Below are 19,111 nucleotides of genomic sequence, written 5' to 3' on the forward strand. Positions count from 1 at the left end.
CACATGAACATCAAGGATCGAACCGCTTCCCACAGTATTGGCCAGTTGCAGCAAGCGCTGGCGTCCGGAGCGCTCACGAGCGAGTCCCTGGTTTGCGCGCAACTGGAGCGGATCGAGCGCTTCAACGGTCAACTCAATGCTTATGTCGAGGCCTATCCCCAGCGCGCGCTCGGTGCCGCCATCGCGGCCGATCGGCAGCGGGCCGCCGGTGTCAACCTGGGGCCGTTGCATGGCATTCCGGTTGCGATCAAGGATTTGTTCGACATCGACGGCAAGGCCATAACCGGTGGTTCGCTGGCACAGACGCCGCGTATCTCTCGGCTCACCGCCACGGCAGTGCAGCGACTGGAGCGCGCCGGGGCGATCATCATGGGCAAGACCCACACCGTCGAATTCGCTTTCGGAGGGTGGGGCACAAATGCCGTGATGGGCACGCCGTGGAACCCATGGGACCCCGACGTGCATCGTGCTCCAGGTGGTTCCAGCAGTGGTTCAGCGGTGGCTGTGGCCGGCGGCTTGGCAAGCGCAGCGTTGGGCACCGACACCGGCGGCTCGGTGCGGATTCCTGCGGGTATGTGTGGTCTGGTTGGCCTGAAAACCACGCGTGGATTGGTTAGCCGCCACGGTTTGATTGAATTGTGCCCATCGCTGGATTCGGTAGGGCCGATTACGCACACCGTCGAAGACGCCGCGTGGATGCTTGACGCGCTGCTGGGGCCGGACCCGCTGGATCCGGTCTCGGCCAAGTCGCCAGTGTTCAGTGCCGCGGCAGGCTTGAATCTCCCGGTGGCCGGCCTGCGCATCTGGGTGCTGCCACAGACCGAACGCGTACACATCGCGCCTGGCGTATTGGCAGCCTATGACCAGGGGCTTGAGCAATTGGCCGCACTGGGCATGCATCTGGTCGAACAGCCGCTACCGACTTCGCTGGAGCAGTGCATGCGCGTTGCCGGTGGGCTCATGAGCGCCGAAGGCTACGCCAGCCTTGGCAGCCTGTTCGAGCGCGATGATCTGCGCTTCGATCCTCATGTGCAGCGTCGGGTGCTGAGCGGGCGCGCCATCGATGCGGCGGCTTATATCCATTTGCACAACCAGCGACGTGCTGCCCGTCAAGCCATGGACGAGGCCATGTCCAATGTTGATGCCTGTGCGTTTCCGACCAATGCCATTGGCAGTGTGCCGTTGAATCAGGTCGATGAGTACGGCACGCCGCTGGCCTTGCTCGGCCGTTTCGCCAACCTGCTCAACCTCTGTTCCGTGGCGCTGCCGGTGGGCTTCGACGAGCAACGTATGCCGGTCTCGATGCAAATTGTCGGGCGTGCGTTCGCTGAACCATTGGTGCTGCGGATCGCCCATGCCTACCAGCAAGTCAGTGATTGGCACCAACGGCGGCCTGTGGGTTGGGACCTGTCGGACAGGGTGGTGGCGTAATGGACATCTGTGTCGTCGGCGCTGGAATCGTTGGCTTGAGCAGTGCCTGGTTTCTACACAAGGCCGGTCATACCGTCACCGTTATCGAGCGTGCGGGGGAGGCCGGCATGGGGGCCAGTGCTGCCAATGGGGCGCAATTGAGTTACAGCTATGTGCAACCGCTGGCCGATCCCTCTCTGTTGCCAGGCATTCCGAAAATGCTGTTGGCGCGCAACGGACCGCTGAAGTTTTCGCCGCAATGGAGCCTGGAACAATGGCGCTGGTGTCTGGCATTTCTCGCGGCCTGCCGTACGTCCGTTTCGCGCCAGACCACTGTCGAGTTGCTGGAACTGGCGCATGAAAGTCGGCTGGCACTGGACGCCTTCATCCGTCAGGAAAAGGTGCAGTGCGATTTCGCCCGTACCGGAAAACTGGTGCTGTACCCCGATGCTGAAAGCCTGCGCAAGGCCTGCGATCAGGTGAAGTTCCAGGCCGCCCAAGGCGCCAGGCAACAAAAAATCGTCAGCCCCGCCGAAGCCTTGTCAATCGAGCCTGCACTAGAGGGCTATAAGACGGCGTTTCACGGTGCGGTCCATACCGACAGCGAATGCGCGGTCGATGGGCGCAAGCTTTGTCAGGAGCTTGCGAGGTTGTTGAGCGAGCAGGGTGTGCGTTTTCTGTTCGACAGTGAGGTTGCCGCTTTCCGGCGTGAACGCGGGCGCATCACCGCGTTGGAGATTCACCACGCCATCGAAGGCCCAAGTCTTTTAGGGACGCAAGCGGTCGTGCTGGCGGCTGGCGCTTACAGCGCAGGGTTGCTATCAGCGTTCGGCGTGCGCATGCCGGTCTACCCGCTCAAGGGATACAGCATTACGTTGCCGATCACTGATTCGATGAATGCACCGACGGTCAGCGTCACTGACATGCGGCGTAAAACAGTGTTCGCCCGCATCGGTGATCGCTTGCGCGTCGCGGGGATGGTCGAGTTGTGTGGGCTGGATGCGTCGATCCCCATCAAGCGTATCGAACAACTGAAAGCCTCAACGCAGGCATTGTTCGGCTTGGAATGGAACGCCGATGATTGTCAGCCCTGGACCGGTTGGCGTCCGGCGACCCCCACCGGGCGGCCGATTCTGGGAGTCAGTGGTTGTGACAATCTGTACGTCAATTGCGGCCAGGGCGCCCTGGGCATGACCTTGGCATTTGGTAGCGCCCAACGTCTGGTCCGATTAATCGGCGGCACAGCGCTTTAACTTTCCCAATTCATGGAATAAACCCGATGGCAACGATTCAACGTTTTCAGAGCAGCGCGCGGATGTCCGGCGTGGTCAGTCATGGCGACCTGCTTTACCTCTCCGGCCAGGTGCCCACGGATCTACAGGTTGGCATCGAAGAGCAGACGCAGCAGGTGCTGGCCAAGATAGAAGCCTTGTTGTCGCTGGCGGGCAGCGACAAGGGGCAGCTTTTGAGCGCACAGATCTGGTTGAAAGATATTGAGCGTGATTTCGCGGCAATGAATTCGGTGTGGGACGCATGGCTGCCAGTTGATAGTGCTCCGGCGCGGGCCACTGTTCAGGCGAATCTGGCGCGGCCTGAGGTGTTGGTGGAGATTATGGTTATAGCTGTGAGAGCTGCTGATGGTGTTTGAGAGGGCCATTTACAGCGCTTGCGCGGACGGCCACGTTGGTTCGATGGAGTTCTGACCTCGTCCAACAGTGGTTGTGCGTAGCTGATGTCACTGGCTTGACCGCCAGAGAGGAGGAAACGCAACGGTGTTCCGTTGGCGTCGCAAAGCATGTGGATTTTGGTTGTCAGGCCGCCGCGACTACGGCCTAGAGCGTGATCGGCAGGCTCGTCAGCCCCCCTTTTTTCCCGGCGCCAGATGAGGCCCGGGTTGCGCGTACTGCTGTTGAGTCGATCATCCAGGTTTGCAGATCGATCAAGCCCTGCTCATTCAATCTCAGGTGCAAGCGTTTGAGCATCTGTTCGAACGTTCCCTGATTTCGCCAGCCCCGAAACCGTTGATACACCGTTGACCATGGGCCGAAGCGCTCAGGCATATCTCGCCATGCAGCACCCGAACAGAGCACCCATAGCACGCCGTCAAGCATCAGTCGGTCGCTCAGTCGAGGCCGCCCCCGGCCATGAGTTTCGATGAAGAGATCGGAGACCACATCCCAGGCCTCATCCGAGAGTTCATAACGCTTTGCCATCACAGAATTCCTTTCCTCTGATGGCGGGTGACTCTACAAAATCTCAGCGTGCAAGGAGCGCCAATTGGGTTTCTCGGGATTTCGTACAGAGCCTAGGGGAGTCTGTCGGTATGTGGGGATCTGGCGGTCAGGATCAGAGCAGGTGGCGCCTAGTGCCGAGTACTGGTGAAGACGCAGCAACACACTGCGAAATTCGCATGAGTTGCCTCGACCTCAGCGGAGCTATTCCTGCTGCACGGCGTAACCCACTCGCAATAGACACGCTCCGTGAGGATCGAGTAGTGTCGCAGGCGAATTGCTCCCACATTTGGTCGAGCGAACATGGCTGCCATCCATTGGTGTATAACTCCCTTATACGCCCATCTGTACGCTGAAAGGCCCAGTCTAGGCACGGATAGCTAAAGGAACAAGGAGCATTATACACCACGCCCGTCCAGGGAGTTATCCGCTACTTGGTGTAAATTTATAGTTATGCTCAAGGAGAGTGCTATGAGAAATCGTGACGTCATAAAGTGCTTGGATTTTCTGGAGTCCATGATAGAAAAGCATCCAGAGAATGCCGAAATGATTAAGGCATACACGAGGATTATTGAAAAAAGTATAGATTTGGAAGTCACCTATTTAAAGGGGGATGAGGAGCTTCGCAAGGACTGGGAGAGAAATCAGACCGAAAGAATAAAGTCAGAGGATGCCCTTAGAAAGGCATCAATTGAAAAAGGCGTTAATAAGACCAAGAGCTTTTGAATGTAACAATTAGCTCAACATCGTTCGTTTCGCTCGCTGGACTTGCAAAAGCTGCGCTTTTGCTCGCCTATTAGATTAATCGTTATATGCTCATCACGTTCTAGGGAAATTTCTATGTCTCACGGTGAATTCCAGCCATGGTTTCTGAAAGCCTTTATTGGCCCTCTATTAAAAATGCTTGCCGCCTGCTTAATTGCATTGTTAGCCTTCGTGAGTGTGAAAGCCGCCATAATATTCGGTCCAACCCATGCGATAGCAATTTTTGGAATTACTGCCACAGCAGTAATGGCGCTAACATTAGCTGACGGTATCAAAAACAGAAAAACCTCAAAATTCCAATGGGCCGCACTAGGCGTTAATTTTTTACTATTGGTCTATAGCGCTATGTTGCTCCCCACAAAGGAGGCTATTGAAATATTAAATAAATCAGGTGTAACACAAAATCTTTTAGGCGAATTATTGGTGTGGCTAAATATATAAGACTTGGTTCAAGTCGTTCGCTTCGCTCACTCGGGACCGGCTAAGGCCGGCCCCTTAACCAAAAGCTATCTACCTTGCAGAGAAATCAACATGGAGTGAAAAGGGGACAGATTTATTTGTTTTGATAAATAAATCTATCTCCTTTTCTCTTTCTCACAGACTATGTCAAATGCCCGTCAACCGCGCACATTCCGCATCCAGATAGGCATCCACCGCTTCCACATCCAGCGACCCCGCCATGTAGCAGGCTTTGACTTCCTTGATCGCCAGCGTCCCGAACCGGGTCCAGGCCACTAGGTTGCTGCGTAACATGAAGGCGACGATGTTGCCGCCCGAACGCAGGGCCGCATCGGTGGTATCGACGAGGCACAACGTGCCGTGGCCGATCAGCAGCATTCGGCGCAACTCTGGATTGTTGGCAGAAGGGACGCAGTCGCGCCAATCCTGTTCATGATAAAAGCGCCGTTTTATAACCCACATCATACGGGTGAGCAGTTCGGTGATCAGCACAGGGATCGCCATTGCCAGCCCGTGGCGTAAGTCGTAGCCCGACTCGAAGACTTTCACCGCTATGGTCGAAAACGTCTGGCGATGCTGTCCGAAAGAGCCAACATTGATAAATTGCAGCAGCGAGTAGAAGGGCATTGGAATGCCTGAACCGCGCCCGGCGTCCACTTTACCGCGGCCACCCGACGAGCCGGCCATGTCGGAGAACAAATGCCCCAACCAATTGAAGAAACCGGCAAATACCTTGGCGACTACATTGCTGCCGCTGAGCTCGAAGGTGTCGGTATTGATGCTGATCAGCTTACCCTTGTCGACGAAGTGCGCTGTGTTGCTGAACTGATCGAGGATGGAAAAAAACATCCCGACCAGATCCGGTGAATGGCCGAGGCTTTTGACGTGATGGTTGCTGAGCGACATATTCTTCACAGCGCCGCCCGTGTCATGGGTGGTGCCGTGGTCGTAGTTGATCTTGAACTTTTTCTCGAGAAAACCTATGGCGCTGGCGGTTTCTTTGCCAGCCTTGCCCGGACCTTTCCAGCCGTTAAACTTGGCGAACCGCTGCACAGCGTTGTCGGTCTGGTTGTCCGTCCACTTGCTCAGTGCCCCTTTGCCGGGAACTCCGACGAACAGCACATCCACCAGGCCGCCGATCAGGCCGCAGGTGCCGGCAATCATGTAGTCGTATTTGTCGCAGGCCGCAGCTTTTATCGAAAATTCGTCCTTGATGCGTTTCTCAAGCGCAATGCGCTGGCTGTCGGTCATCAAGTCGCGGAACGGGTCCTGGGCGAAGGCGAGGTCGTGCCGCGTGGCGTAGTTCTCCAACTGCACTAGGTAGGTCGGCCAATCGGCGTCGGCATCGATGTCAATGGTGTCGAGCAACGCTAGGGGTTGCAGCGTCGTTTGATAGTCCGACGGTGCATCCAGCAAGTATTCATCGAAGACCACCAGGTCTTGCTCTTCGACGACGAACACTATGTCCTGCTCGTCGACGATGCTCTGCGCCTGGGCCAGCAGACTGTCGAGCAGTGCGTCGTTGCTGCGCTGGTCCTGGCTCAAGCTGTTGAGGGAACTGAGCATACTGTCCATGTGAGCATTGGTCGTGTCTAACTGGTGCTGCTGGACGAGCATGGCCTGGGCCTGATCGTCCAGAAAGCGCTTCTGCGTCATGAGAACAGACCGCTCAGTTTCTCACGCGCCTTGCCGGCAACGTCTGCCGCCGTGCCTTTGAGGACGTCGCTTACGTTGAAGTAACCAATAGCCTCGAAGGCTCTGGCAAGGCTTTCCAATTCCTTGCTGTTTTTGTCGCGTTTAATACTGAGTTTGGTCACTGTTTGTTCTTCGGCGTCCTTACCGGCGACCACGACCGAGCGTTCCTCATAGAAGCCGAGGATGAAGTCATAGAGTTCGGCTTTGGTCGGTTCGCGAGTCAGCGACTTGAGCTTGCCTTCGTCTAGGTACTGGGCGCAGCGCAATTTGGTTGCGCTGGCTTGGGCGGAATTGGATTTGTCGGTCAGTACCGTGCCGGCGCCGGTCATTTGCGTCATCAGGCCCAGTAGCTTCTTGATTTTCTCGTCCTGAGCGCCGTGGGCCAGGATGTATTCGTTGAGTTTGCCGGTGATGAAGTTGATGTCTTTCATCACCAGGGAAATGGTCAGTTGGGTTTGTTTGATCACTTCATTGAGCATCAGCTCGCGACGTTTGGAGCGGGTCAGCTCGTTGGCGCCGGTCAACTTGCGCACGCCGGCATAGGTGCCTACGCCGATCAACACTGCGACGCCGATGCCTGTCATCATCCCCGACATCCCGAGCAACCCCCCCATGCCCAGGCTGGCCAGGCCGGAAGTCAGCCCGGCGGCGGACATGCCCACCACCGAACCCGACAAATACACCGCCGCCAAGGGCGTGCCCACCGCCGCAGCTTTGGCGGACAGCAGTTTGAGGGCCGAGACAATCTGGTCATCGGTCATGTCATCGCGAAGCATGTCGTGGTCGTTCTTAATCGCGAGCACGGCCAGTTCGATCTCTTCGTCGCTGACTATTAACAGCCCACGGTTCTTTTGCAGAAACGCGAACGCACCGATATCCCGGCCACCAGTGCTGTAGAAGAGGTTGATCAGATCCTTGACCAGTGAAATATGCAGCGCCTTGATTTGACCGGCCGGGCTTTGGCTATCGATTTGCGCCAGCAAGGTTTCCAGGGGGATTTGCGCATCGCTGGAACCCATGTACGCCCGCAGGGTGAAGCGGGTTTCGGGGCTCAGGTCCAGACGTGTCATCAACTGCAGGATTTCTGCGAATTCCTTGTCGTCGATTATGTCGTCGTTATCGTAGGCCATATTGATGACCGCCTGAACGTAAGCCACTTTCAGCGCTTCGCTCAGTTCATCGATGGAAACAAGTTGGCGCTCTTCCTTGTACTCGCTGAAGTCTTGCACACAGGCTTGCAGCGTCTCGGCCAGTTTGCGGTAGTTGCAGTTCAGCAGGCCGGTAATGGACAGGCTGCTACCTTCGTTGCGGCGAACCAATAGCGACACTTCGATCTTGTCGCTTTTGCTGCCGGTGACGGTTTCAACGTATTCCGCCGAGGCAATTGACGCATAGGGAACACTGACGGGGTCGGAGAATGACGCGCGATAAATGAGCTGTTCACCGGTGAACAGAATGCCGTCCTTGCCGCTGCCCAGCAGTGTGTTATCGAGCAGGGCGACCACGTTGGAAGGGCTGCCACCGAAGGCGAATGACTTGACTGCGTTGTTGAGCTTTTTTTCGTCGATCTGCGGAGCTATGGACATCTTGTTCGAAACGCTGCCGAGATTCTCACGCAGGTAAACGTTAACGTTGGTCATGGCACGTCCTTGTCAGTAGCGGTTGATGGCTTTTTGATATTGATCGAATCTAACAAGATGTGTCGTCCGGGTACAGCCTTGTTGACTGACGATGATGGCCACAAACAAGTAGCGGTCGTTTTTTGCCATTGCGGCGCTGTTCTTCGAGCCGGTTCCATTCAGCAGAAGATATCCACATTGAAACAGATGAAGGCGGGCAAGCGAGACTGGAAAGCTGCCTATCCACGATTCGAACGGCTGATTAGCATTTCTCGGTCATTCCCTCAACGCTTTCAGACCAATAGAGCGGTGAGCCGATAGTAATATCGGGTGACGTCAGAGTGCTCTTTCAGGTGCTGAGTGAGAAACCAGCACACACGGCTGTAACTAAAAAAACTCTGCGGAGCCAAATAGCGCTGAACCCCCGTATTCACTGGATTTCAGGCACAAAAAAAGACGTCCGTGGACGTCTTTAGATGATGAAATGGTGGGCCGGGGTAATTTGAATCTGTTCAGTAAGAAGCTGATTTTTAAAGATAATATTTATGTTTATTTTTGATTGGAATACCATTTGGAATACCGTGCAAAATTGTATTTCATTTTACCTCCCATTTTTGTGAGGGCAGGCCTAATAGTGAAGGGGTTTAAGGTGCAACAGGGCGCTTATGGGAGCCCGAGGTCGGCTTTTTGGCCTTGATTGAAGGTCGTTTTGACTTGGCCTTTTTCACCGGAGGCTTGGGCGTCAATTTCTCGATGATTTCCTTACGGACGTTCATTCCCGTGCGTCTAAGCCTATCGCAGGCGGCCATCAAACTGACCTTACTGAAAAACGGAATGCCGATAGTACCGTCAACATACCTGTGACGCATGATCCCGTACACAACGGTGTACTCGCCCCGATCCACCTCTCGCTTGCGCCCGTCCGGCAGGGTTCCGACGAAGGCAGATCCGCCTTTCGTCGCCGCGACCGTATCCTTTAGCTTTCGGCGAAACTCGCTGTCGGCAACAAAAGCCTCGGCGCTGACGACACCCTGCATCCACAAGTGACTTATCGGCCCAGATGACTCCCCATCTTTAAGATGAATGAAGTGTTTATCGTTTGAATAGAAGTCGCATGGCTCCAGGTTGGCGGCGACAACGCCTTCTGGATTGATTTTTGTACGATCAAGCTTGATCAGATCTGACCGATTTTTTAACAGGTCTTCGATTAGCTCTTCTTCGTTCAGGCAGTGGGTCGGCCCGATGACTACGATGTCCTCAATACTATCAAAGTGCTCATCGACTCTGTCCTTGAATTTTTTTGAAATTTTGTACCATTTGCCTGCGAACAATACGTAGTTTGTAGGTGTTGGTGTTGGCAGGGTCGCCTCCCAATTGAGACAATCATAAACCTTCCATCCGGGCTCAATAGCTCCGGTTTTCAGATTTTCAGTGCGGATCTTGTGAGAGGTTTTTATCTCCTGAATCGTGTGCGTGCAACCCAGTCGATTAAGCTCGGCGGCGTAATCCTCGATCGAAAGCTTAGTGAATTCAGGCTTGCGGCTGTTGAAGCCCGAATATTGGAGGGCGGCCCCCTCAACGTAGTTTTGGATCTCCGGAGGGGACATGTGCAGTAGGCTGATTGAGCCGCTCCGGATGGCTTGAATTTCCTGGAAGAGAAGTTTGTCCAAGCGTCTAAGGCGAGATGGGGTCGTCTCAATTTTGACGTTGTCAAACCAAGCATAGTCTTTCTTATATGCCTTCGACTTGAAGGCATTCAGGATCTCGACGCACTTGCTGTGGAACTGCGACGGCGTGAGGGGAGTGTCCAGGCTGAGGGCATCTTTGCCTGCAACGAATTTGGCGAAAGCGTCGTCTTCGGGTTTGCCTCCTGCAACCCTTGCGAGATCTCGCAGAGTGTCTACCCCGAATTGACTAAAGTCGGAAAGCTTACTGGCTTGAACCCGCCGCTGAAACGTGACCGCATCCGGAGTCGCGAGGTCGAGACTCAGAAGACTCCCTCGTCTTACAGTATTTAAGGCAACCTTCAGCCCAAATTGATGCACGAAAGCATCCTCGTTCAGCGCGATATGTGCATATCCAAAGCACAACGCCATCCACCTCTGCTCAACGCTCAAGAACAAAATCGCCGCTGAACCACTTGAATGCAGCGCGTCGAAAGGATCGCTGACAAAGCCCTGAAGGAGGCTCAGCCACTCAGGTACAGTGTCGTAGACTTGGCCATAGTAGACGGTGCCTTCACCGTCGCCATCCCAGTCCTGATCTTTCAGCGCTCGCGCGCCGCCTGGCCCATAGGTGGCGCTGATTGCATCTGCCGGTGTTTTTGTAGGCTTGAGTAGCCTGACAGTGATCGAGTTAACAGCGTTCCGTGCCATCTTGGATCTCTACTGAAGCATCAGTGCCAATATCTTGCTTTGGGTCAGATTCTGATGGTCGTGATGGCGAATTGCAATGCAGTTTCATGTGTGTTGTCTTTCTATCCGCTCTCGACCATGAGAGCGATGGCGATCCCGATCCCTACAGGGGAAGAAATGGATAGAATGGTGCCCATTCTTGAGCAAGCAGTCGGAATTCAATCACACCGTGAAAAGCCCACCCGCCTCATAGCCACTCTCTTGACGGTGTAGCTGCTACTGCTCCCGCAAAAATGACGAATTGATATGCCATCAGGCGATGCCCGGTGGTTCAAAAAACTACGGAAAAATCGATCACCCATGGCCATCAAAAAATCAGAGCTCTACTCCTCCTTATGGTCTTCCTGCGACGAATTGCGCGGTAGCATGGACCCGAGCCAATACAAGGACTATGTATTGGTATTGTTGTTTATCAAGTACGTCAGCGATAAGTATGCTGGCCAAGCCTTTGCACCTATCACCATCCCAGGCGGTGCTAGTTTTGCCGATATGGTCGCGCTCAAGGGCAAGCCGGATATCGGCGACCAGATCAACAAGAAGATCATCGCGCCGCTGGCCAGTGCCAACAAACTGTTCGACATGCCGGATTTCGACGACTCTAACAAACTCGGCACCGGTCAAGAAAAGGTAGAGCGTCTCACCAACCTGATCGCTATCTTCCAGAATCCGGCGCTCGACTTCTCAAAGAACCGTGCCGCTCACGATGACATTCTGGGCGATGCTTACGAATTCCTTATGCAGCACTTCGCTAAGGATTCGGGTAAGAGCAAGGGCCAGTTTTACACCCCGGCCGAGGTGAGCAAAGTAATCGCCAAAATAATCGGCATTGGGCAGGCACAAACCAGCAGCGATACGAGCGTGTATGACCCGACCTGCGGCTCGGGATCGCTGCTGCTTAAGGTTGCCGACGAAGCCGGAACGCCTGTTACCCTTTACGGTCAGGAAAAGGACTCAGCCACAAGCGGTTTGGCGCGCATGAACATGATTCTGCACGACAACCCTACAGCGCTGATCGCCCAGGGCAACACCCTGACCAGCCCTGCCTTCACGCTTAAAGCGGGCAATTGTGACCTACTCAAGAACTTCGACTACGTCGTGGCCAATCCACCGTTTTCAGATAAGCGCTGGAGCACTGGGCTGGATCCGCTTGACGATCCTTACAATCGCTTCGAGACCTTCGGTGCGCCGCCGGCCAAGCAAGGTGACTACGCCTATTTGCTGCACATCATCCGTTCGCTGAAAAGCGACGGCAAAGCAGCCTGCATTCTGCCGCACGGCGTGCTGTTTCGCGGCAATGCGGAGGCCGATATCCGCCGTAATCTGATTCGTCACGGCTATATCAAAGGCATCATCGGCCTGCCGGCCAACCTGTTCTACGGCACCGGCATCCCGGCCTGCATTATTGTTATCGACAAGGAACACGCGTCGGGACGTAAGGGCATCTTCATGCTCGACGCCAATGCTGGATTCATCAAGGATGGTCCCAAGAACCGCCTGCGCGAACAAGATGTTCACAAAATCGTCGATGCCTTCACCCGTCAGGATGACAGCGAGCCGCGTTACGCCCGTATGGTGGGTTTCGAAGAGATCGAGAAGAACGACTATAATCTCAACCTGCCGCGCTACATCGACAGCACGCAAGCCGAAGACAAGCAGGACATCGAAGGTCATCTCAAGGGCGGCATTCCGGCCGTAGATATCGAGGCGTTAGCGGGCTACTGGGCTGTCTGTCCGCAGCTCAAGGCCGCGCTGTTCAGCGCCAACCGCCCCGGCTACTTCGATTTGGCCGTGGACAAGGCCAATATAAAAAACTGCATCTATGGACACCCGCAATTCGTCGACTTTATTACCGGTATGACCAAGCATTTTGACGATTGGCGTGCACAGACGGCGCAAACGCTCAAAGCGCTACAGCCGGGCTTCCATCCCAAGCAGCTGATTCATGAGATTGCTGAAAGCCTGCTGCAGCACTACCAGAATCAGCCACTGATCGACGCCTATGACGTCTATCAGCACCTGATGGATTACTGGTCCGAAGTGATGCAGGACGACGCCTATCTGATCGCCGCCGACGGTTGGAAGGCCGAGACTTACCGCATCATCGAAAAAGACAAGAAGGGTAAGGAAAAGGACAAGGGCTGGGCCTGTGACCTGCTGCCCAAGCATCTGATCGTCGCCCGCTACTTCGCTGCCGAGCAGGCGAAAATCGATCAGATCAGCGCCGATCTGGAAGCAATCAGTGCCACCTTGGCTGAGCTGGAGGAGGAACATAGCGGTGATGATGGCGTATTCGCCGACCTCGAAAAGATCAACTCCGTCAGCGTAAAGGAGCGTATCAAGGACGTTGGTAAGGATGCCTCCGAGGAACTGGCCGTGCTTAAGCAGTGGCAGACGCTGGCCGCTCAAGAGTTTGCGCTGAAAAAACGGCTGAAGGAGCTGGAGGCTGATTTGGACCAAAAGTCGTATGCCAAGTATCCGGATCTGAATCATGCTGAAGCTGAAGTCAAGCAACTGGCCGTGGACGACAAATGGTTGGACACCTTGCAGGCCGCTATCAGCGACGAGATGGATCGTGTGAGCCAGACGCTGACTCAGCGTGTTAAGGAATTGGCCGAGCGTTATGAAATCCCTTTGCCACAATTGACCCGCCGCGTTAGCGAGCTGGAGAACAATGTGGCCGAGAAGCTGCGGAAGATGGGGTTTGTATGGAACTGAAGGCGGGGTACAAGCAGACTGAAGTGGGGGTGATTCCGAAGGACTGGGAACTTGCTCGTCTCGGAACCGTAGCTAATTTCCGAACCGGTCCTTTTGGAAGCGCGTTACATAAGTCTGACTATGTCTATGGCGGTATTCCGGTCGTTAATCCAATGCAGATTATTGATGGGAAGATCGTTAATACGCCGAGGATGGCTATATCTGAGACTGCCGCTCAAAAGTTGTCAGAGTTTCGGTTGGTTGAACACGATATCGTTATTGGGCGGCGAGGAGAAATGGGGCGCTGCGCGGTTGTTCAACTCAATCAGTCTGGATGGCTATGCGGGACAGGATCTATGATTGTCCGCCCTAACGCCCGACTGGAATCTCGGTTTGCTCAAAGGATATTGTCCAGCCCTCCCGTGGTCGCAGCGATTGAGGCAACATCTGTCGGCACGACAATGATCAATCTTAATCAGGGCACGCTGAGTAATCTTCAGATTCCGATCCCGCCGACCTATGCCGAGCAACAAGCTATTGCCGAAACCCTGAGCGATGCGGATGCACTGATCGATTTTCTGGAGCAGTTGTTGACCAAAAAACGCCAGATTAAGCAAGGAGCAATGCAGGAGCTGCTCACCGGTCGGAGCCGGCTGCCGGGATTTAGCGGGGCATGGGATACGAGAAGTCTTGGTAGTATTTGCGACATATCAATGGGGCGGACGCCATCAAGACTTAATGCTGCGTTCTGGGGAGCCGGTTATGTTTGGCTGTCCATATCCGACCTTAAAAGTAAAGTTGTCAATACCTCAAAGGAAGAAGTTACTCCGTTAGCTGCAGCGGCCATGCGATCTATTCGCAAAGGAACTTTGCTGATGAGTTTTAAATTGTCTATTGGGCGTCTTTGTTTTGCGGGTTGCGATCTATTTACTAATGAAGCTATTTGTAGCTTCAATAACCCGCGCGCAAATACTGATTTTCTTTATTATATGCTGGGGCGAACGGATTTTTCTCTGTATGGCAAACAAGCAGTCAAGGGGTTTACGCTTAACAAAGAGTCTTTAAATAGCGTTGAGGTGCCATATCCGTCTATCGAAGAGCAAACAGCCATAGCATCCATTCTGTCAGCAATGGATGATGAGATTTCTACTCTAGAAATTCAACTCCAAAAAGCCTGCCAGCTTAAACAGGGGATGACACAGGAACTCCTTGCTGGAAGGATTCGATTGGTATAAGCAAATGCTTGCAGCGGAAATGGAAGACCGCGTGGAGCGACGAGTACCATTAAAGGATATGCGATTTTGCCAATGCCGAGGCGGTAAACTCACCGAGGCCTTGAGGGAGCACTATCGTATTGGGGACGCGCTGACACTGATTACCCAAGCCTCACGGAACCGGTCCATGGAAAATTATGACCCTGTTGCGTCAGCAACCGGCTATAACGAAACGCGAGCTGGCAAAACAGCTCGGTCTGAGCTCTGATGGCATCAGATATCATCTAAACAAGCTGCGGACAGCCGGGTGATCCGGCATGTTGGCGCAGCGAAAAGCGGACGCAGGGAAGTACTCAAATGACCGATATTGGCAAAGCCGAACGCGTGACACAGAACCGTGTGGCCAAGTTGTTCGTTGAAGAGTTGGGCTATAGGCATCTCGGCGACTGGGCCGAGCGCACCAACAACAGCAATATCGAAGAGGGGTTGTTCAGTGCCTACTTGAACGGTGCGGGCTATAGCCAAGTGCAAACCAATGCCGTTCTGCACAAGTTGAACACTGAGGCTAACAAATCTGACCGCAGTCTGTACGGCACCAATCAAGCCGTTTACAAGTTGCTGCGCTACGGTGTGCCGGTGAAGACCGAGGCCGGCAAGATGACCGAGACAGTACATCTGATCAACTGGGCCGAGCCGCTGAAAAATGATTTCGCTATCGCCGAGGAGGTCACTCTTAAGGGTAAGCTGGAGCGTCGCCCGGATATCGTGCTTTATGTGAATGGTATCGCTATTGGCGTGCTGGAGCTGAAAAATAGCCGCATCAGTATTGGTGATGGTATGCGCCAGAGTTTGTCCAATCAGCAGCCGGAGTTCAATGAGTGGTTCTTCAGTACAGTGCAGCTCGTCTTTGCTGGCAATGACTCGGAAGGCCTGCGTTATGGCACCACCGGTACTCAAGAAAAATACTTTCTGACCTGGAAGGAAGATGAGTCCGACAACAGCCGCTACAAGCTGGACAAGTACCTGTTAAAAATCTGCGACAAGGCCCGGCTGATTGAGCTGATGCACGACTTTGTACTGTTTGACGGTGGTATGAAGAAGTTACCGCGAGTGCACCAATACTTCGGTATCAAGGCCGCACAGGAACATGTGAAGCAGCGCCAAGGTGGCATCATCTGGCACACCCAGGGCGCTGGCAAAAGCATTCTGATGGTGCTGTTGGCCAAGTGGATTCTGGAGAATAACCCGAACGCTCGCGTGGCCATCATCACCGACCGTGACGAGCTGGATAAGCAGATTGAAAGGGTGTTCCGGGATGCAGGAGAAACCATCTGCCGTACCGGCAGTGGCCAGGAACTGATGCGCCAGCTCAGCCAGCCAAGTCCACGCCTGCTGTGCTCGCTGGTGCACAAGTTCGGTGGCGCCACGAAAGGCAAGGATGACAAGGCCTTCGAGGTATTTATCAAGGAACTGCAGACCCAACCTAGCCAGACCTTGGGCGAGCTGTTCGTGTTTGTCGATGAGTGCCACCGGACTCAGGGCGGCCGGCTCAACCGAGTGATGAAGGCGTTGATGCCCAATGCGGTGTTCATCGGCTTTACCGGTACGCCGCTGCTCAAGCAGGACAAGGCTACTAGTCTAGAAGTGTTTGGTGGTTACATTCATACCTACAAGTTCAGCGAGGCGGTGGAAGATGGTGTGGTGCTGGACCTGCTCTACGAAGCTCGTGACATTGACACCAGGTTGGGTTCTTCAGAAAGAATTGACCAGTGGTTCGAGAACAGCACCAAGGCATTGAACAAGTGGCAGAAGGATGAACTGAAGCAGCAGTGGGGCACTATGCAGAATGTGCTCAGCTCCAGGTCGCGAATGGACCGTGTGGTGGCGGATATCATCTTCGATTTCAGCACCAAACCCCGCCTGTCCAGCCAGCGAGGCAACGCTATTTTCGTCGCGTCCAGCATCTATGAGGCCTGCAAGTACTTCACGCTCTTCCAGAAGTCATTGTTCAGGAGCAAGTGCGCAGTCATCACGTCCTACAACCCTTTGGCCAAGGATGTGACGCTCGAGGAAACCGGCGCCAATACTGAAACCGACAAGCAGTTTATTTACAGCACCTACATGGACCTGCTGGAAGATGTGCAGGCAAAACCCGGCATGTCCAAAACTGAAACCTATGAAGAACGCGCCAAGGCGCTGTTTATCAAGGAACCGGCCAGCATGAGACTGTTGGTGGTGGTGGACAAGTTGCTCACGGGCTTTGACGCGCCGCCTTGCAGCTATCTGTATATCGACAAATCGATGCATGACCATGGCCTGTTTCAGGCCATCTGCCGGACCAACCGTCTCGATGGCGAGGACAAGGAATTTGGCTACATTATCGACTACAAAGACCTGTTCAAGAGTGTGGAAAATGCCATCGCGGTCTACACCTCCGAGCTGGATCACAGCGCCGGCGGAGTCGATCCAGAAGTGCTGTTGCACGATCGTTTGACGCAGGGCAAGGAGCGTCTGGACGATGCCCTGGAAGTGCTGGCGCTGTTGTGTGAGCCGGTTGTTCCGCCGAAGGATGAGTTGGCGCATATTCACTACTTCTGCGGTAATACCGAGATAGCAGACGACCTTCAAAACCGCGAACCGCAGCGAGTGGCGCTCTACAAGGCAGTGGTAGTGCTGCTGCGTGCGTATGCGAATCTGGCTGATGAGATGGAAGCGGCGGGCTACAGCTCGGCGCAGATCGAAGAGATCAAGCGCAAGCTGGACCGGTACCTGGCGCTGCGCGAGATCATCCGCAAGGCCAGCGGTGAGACGCTCGACATCAAGCCGTTCGAAGCGGACATGCGGCATCTGATCGACACATATATCGAGGCCAGCGAACCGCGCAAGATTTCCCCCTTTGACAACATAGGGCTGCTGGACCTGATCGTAAAGACCGGTATTGGTGAGGCTATTGCCGAGAAGTTGGGAGAGATGAAAGGTAATCAGGGAGCAGTGGCCGAAACTATCGAGAACAACGTTCGTAGCAAAATCATCAAGGAAAACCTGACTGACCCAGCCTACTTCGCGAAAATGTCAGCGCTGCTCGATGAAATCATCAAGCTCCGCAAGGAAAAGGCCATAGAGTACGAGGAGTACCTCAAGCGTATTGGTGAGCTGGCGGCCAAAGTGCAAGCTGGAAAGTCCAAGGACACACCGGAAACACTGAACACCCCTGGCAAGCTGGCGCTCTACAACAACTTGACGCCGAAGAACTCAGTGTCCGAGCCGGCAATGCCCTATGGCCAGTCTACTGGGGACGCCGTTTTGGATCTGGTGATGAAGATCGACAAAGCGGTGAAGCAGGCGCGACCTGATGGCTGGCGTGGCGTGCAGGCCAAGGAAATGATGGTCAAGCAGGCTATGCACAAGGTGTTGAACAATGAAGAAGAGGTCGAACGTCTGTTTCCAATCATTGTTGCTCAGCAGGAGTACTGATGTCCGAGCATATTCAGCTCGGTGATATCCGGGTCGAGGTCCAGAGAAAGAATAATAAGCACGCGCACCTCTACGTGTACCCGCCGGAAGGTCGGGTGCATATCTCCGCGCCTCTGCACATGGGGCTGGACGCTCTTCGAGCGTTCGCTATTTCTCGGCTGAGCTGGATCAAGGCGCAACAGCGACAAATGCGTGCCCAGCCCCGCGAGACGGAACGTGAGTATCTGAACCGAGAAAGCCATCAGGTGTGGGGAAGGCGCTACTTGTTGGAGGTGATTGAGGTAAATGCAGCGCCAGTTGTCGAGCTAAAGCATTCCGCGCTGGTGTTGCAGATACGCCCCGGTAGTGACGAAGCACGCCGAGAGGCGTTGCTGGAAAGCTGGTATCGCGAACAGCTGCGGGCGAAGCTGCCGGTGCTGCTGGCCAAGTGGCAGCCACTGATGGGGGTTAACGTCCGGCGTATCTTGGTGCAACGCATGAAAACCCGTTGGGGGGGATGCAACCCGAGCACCGGTAATATTCGGCTGAACACCGAGTTGGCGAAAAAGCCACCGGAGTGTTTGGAATACATTCTGATACACGAGCTTGCACACCTGATCGAACCAACCCACAGCAATCGGTTTCTAGCGTTGATGGATAAATTCGTGCCCCACTGGCGGCAAATCAAGGACGAGCTGAATCGTTTGCCGGTTCGACATGAAGAGTGGGATCACTGATGGATTTGAAATCAGGCTGCGGCTGCCAAGTTCTACCTTGAGTGAGAAAGCAGCGCACATGCTTGAGCTGCGAGGTCCAGGGGTTGTCTCGCTGCCATCGCTGTTGAATGGCCGCTTGCATGATTTGGGCTTGCCGTAGGTGGTGTTGCTGCGTGACCTTCGAGCCGGTCAGTACGCCGCTCAGGAACAGCGCCATATCGAACGGTTTGGTCACGCTCGGCCTCCAATGTAGGCTGAAACCACATAGGTCCGGTTATGCCCGAGCTAAGCGCTGATCTGTTGTCGCGCCTGTGGATAACTTGCGTAAAGCGCAGAAAAACCCTACCATTTCGTGACTTTTACACCCTCAGTTGTTGTCTAACGGGTGTAATCAAGCTGCGTTCGCTGTAGGTCGCATGAGCAAGGTAGCTCTATATCGCG

The 19,111-nt window shown here is 54.4% G+C and carries 14 protein-coding genes and 1 pseudogene; 10 read left to right on the forward strand and 5 right to left on the reverse strand.

The features are described 5' to 3' along the window. Positions 1-3: 3 nt before the first annotated feature. The 3 genes from ACMTA2_RS04945 to ACMTA2_RS04955 are packed head-to-tail and all read left to right on the forward strand — an operon-like array spanning position 4 to position 3,058. Complete coding sequence (locus tag ACMTA2_RS04945) at positions 4-1,431, forward strand: amidase (RefSeq protein ID WP_413793962.1); 1,428 nt, start codon at positions 4-6, stop codon at positions 1,429-1,431. Beyond that, the gene (locus ACMTA2_RS04950) at positions 1,431-2,663 is read left to right on the forward strand and encodes a D-amino acid dehydrogenase (RefSeq protein ID WP_413793963.1); all 1,233 of its coding nucleotides are present in this window, start codon (positions 1,431-1,433) and stop codon (positions 2,661-2,663) included. Before ACMTA2_RS04945 ends, ACMTA2_RS04950 begins: the two co-directional genes overlap by 1 nt. Positions 2,664-2,689: 26 nt before the next feature. After that, on the forward strand, positions 2,690-3,058 hold the full coding sequence (locus ACMTA2_RS04955) for a RidA family protein (protein ID WP_413793964.1): 369 nt from the start codon (positions 2,690-2,692) through the stop codon (positions 3,056-3,058). 5 nt (positions 3,059-3,063) lie between these two features. On the opposite strand, the pseudogene ACMTA2_RS04960 reads toward ACMTA2_RS04955, so the two are convergent. Beyond that, positions 3,064-3,623: pseudogene (locus ACMTA2_RS04960) on the reverse strand (IS5 family transposase); the annotation flags it as partial. A gap of 489 nt (positions 3,624-4,112) precedes the next feature. On the opposite strand from ACMTA2_RS04960, the gene ACMTA2_RS04965 reads away from it, so the two are divergent. Both ACMTA2_RS04965 and ACMTA2_RS04970 read left to right on the forward strand, forming a co-directional pair. After that, positions 4,113-4,367: a hypothetical protein gene (locus ACMTA2_RS04965; protein ID WP_413793965.1), complete on the forward strand. Its 255-nt coding sequence runs from the start codon at positions 4,113-4,115 to the stop codon at positions 4,365-4,367. A gap of 114 nt (positions 4,368-4,481) precedes the next feature. Next, complete coding sequence (locus tag ACMTA2_RS04970; protein ID WP_413793966.1) at positions 4,482-4,847, forward strand: hypothetical protein; 366 nt, start codon at positions 4,482-4,484, stop codon at positions 4,845-4,847. 165 nt (positions 4,848-5,012) lie between these two features. On the opposite strand, the gene ACMTA2_RS04975 is transcribed toward ACMTA2_RS04970, so the two are convergent. The 3 genes from ACMTA2_RS04975 to ACMTA2_RS04985 all read right to left on the reverse strand — a co-directional run bounded on the left by ACMTA2_RS04975 (position 5,013) and on the right by ACMTA2_RS04985 (position 10,554). Next, positions 5,013-6,482 (reverse strand): hypothetical protein, encoded by a 1,470-nt coding sequence (locus ACMTA2_RS04975; RefSeq protein WP_413793967.1) that lies wholly within the window; start codon positions 6,480-6,482, stop codon positions 5,013-5,015. A gap of 35 nt (positions 6,483-6,517) precedes the next feature. Continuing rightward, complete coding sequence (locus ACMTA2_RS04980) at positions 6,518-8,200, reverse strand: hypothetical protein (RefSeq protein ID WP_413793968.1); 1,683 nt, start codon at positions 8,198-8,200, stop codon at positions 6,518-6,520. Between the two features lie 623 nt (positions 8,201-8,823). Then, complete coding sequence (locus ACMTA2_RS04985) at positions 8,824-10,554, reverse strand: DUF6119 family protein (RefSeq protein WP_413793969.1); 1,731 nt, start codon at positions 10,552-10,554, stop codon at positions 8,824-8,826. 339 nt (positions 10,555-10,893) lie between these two features. On the opposite strand from ACMTA2_RS04985, the gene ACMTA2_RS04990 reads away from it, so the two are divergent. From ACMTA2_RS04990 to ACMTA2_RS05010, 5 genes are all read left to right on the forward strand, one after another. Next, positions 10,894-13,308, forward strand: a complete 2,415-nt coding sequence (locus tag ACMTA2_RS04990; protein ID WP_413793970.1) for a type I restriction-modification system subunit M — start codon at positions 10,894-10,896, stop codon at positions 13,306-13,308. Next, entirely contained in the window at positions 13,299-14,522 is a 1,224-nt protein-coding gene (locus tag ACMTA2_RS04995) for a restriction endonuclease subunit S (RefSeq protein WP_413793971.1), read from the forward strand. Before ACMTA2_RS04990 ends, ACMTA2_RS04995 begins: the two co-directional genes overlap by 10 nt. A gap of 176 nt (positions 14,523-14,698) precedes the next feature. Next, on the forward strand, positions 14,699-14,812 hold the full coding sequence (locus ACMTA2_RS05000) for a winged helix-turn-helix domain-containing protein (protein WP_413793972.1): 114 nt from the start codon (positions 14,699-14,701) through the stop codon (positions 14,810-14,812). A gap of 46 nt (positions 14,813-14,858) precedes the next feature. Further along, entirely contained in the window at positions 14,859-17,975 is a 3,117-nt protein-coding gene (locus tag ACMTA2_RS05005; protein ID WP_413793973.1) for a type I restriction endonuclease subunit R, read from the forward strand. Beyond that, entirely contained in the window at positions 17,975-18,691 is a 717-nt protein-coding gene (locus ACMTA2_RS05010; protein ID WP_413793974.1) for a M48 family metallopeptidase, read from the forward strand. Before ACMTA2_RS05005 ends, ACMTA2_RS05010 begins: the two co-directional genes overlap by 1 nt. Here the strand turns inward: ACMTA2_RS05010 and ACMTA2_RS05015 are convergent. Continuing rightward, a complete protein-coding gene (locus ACMTA2_RS05015) occupies positions 18,639-18,905 on the reverse strand; it encodes a hypothetical protein (RefSeq protein ID WP_413793975.1) in 267 nt (88 codons plus the stop codon). The genes ACMTA2_RS05010 and ACMTA2_RS05015 overlap by 53 nt on opposite strands. Positions 18,906-19,111 lie beyond the last annotated feature (206 nt).

This window comes from Pseudomonas medicaginis (assembly GCF_965119365.1).
In the GTDB taxonomy this organism is placed as follows: domain Bacteria; phylum Pseudomonadota; class Gammaproteobacteria; order Pseudomonadales; family Pseudomonadaceae; genus Aquipseudomonas.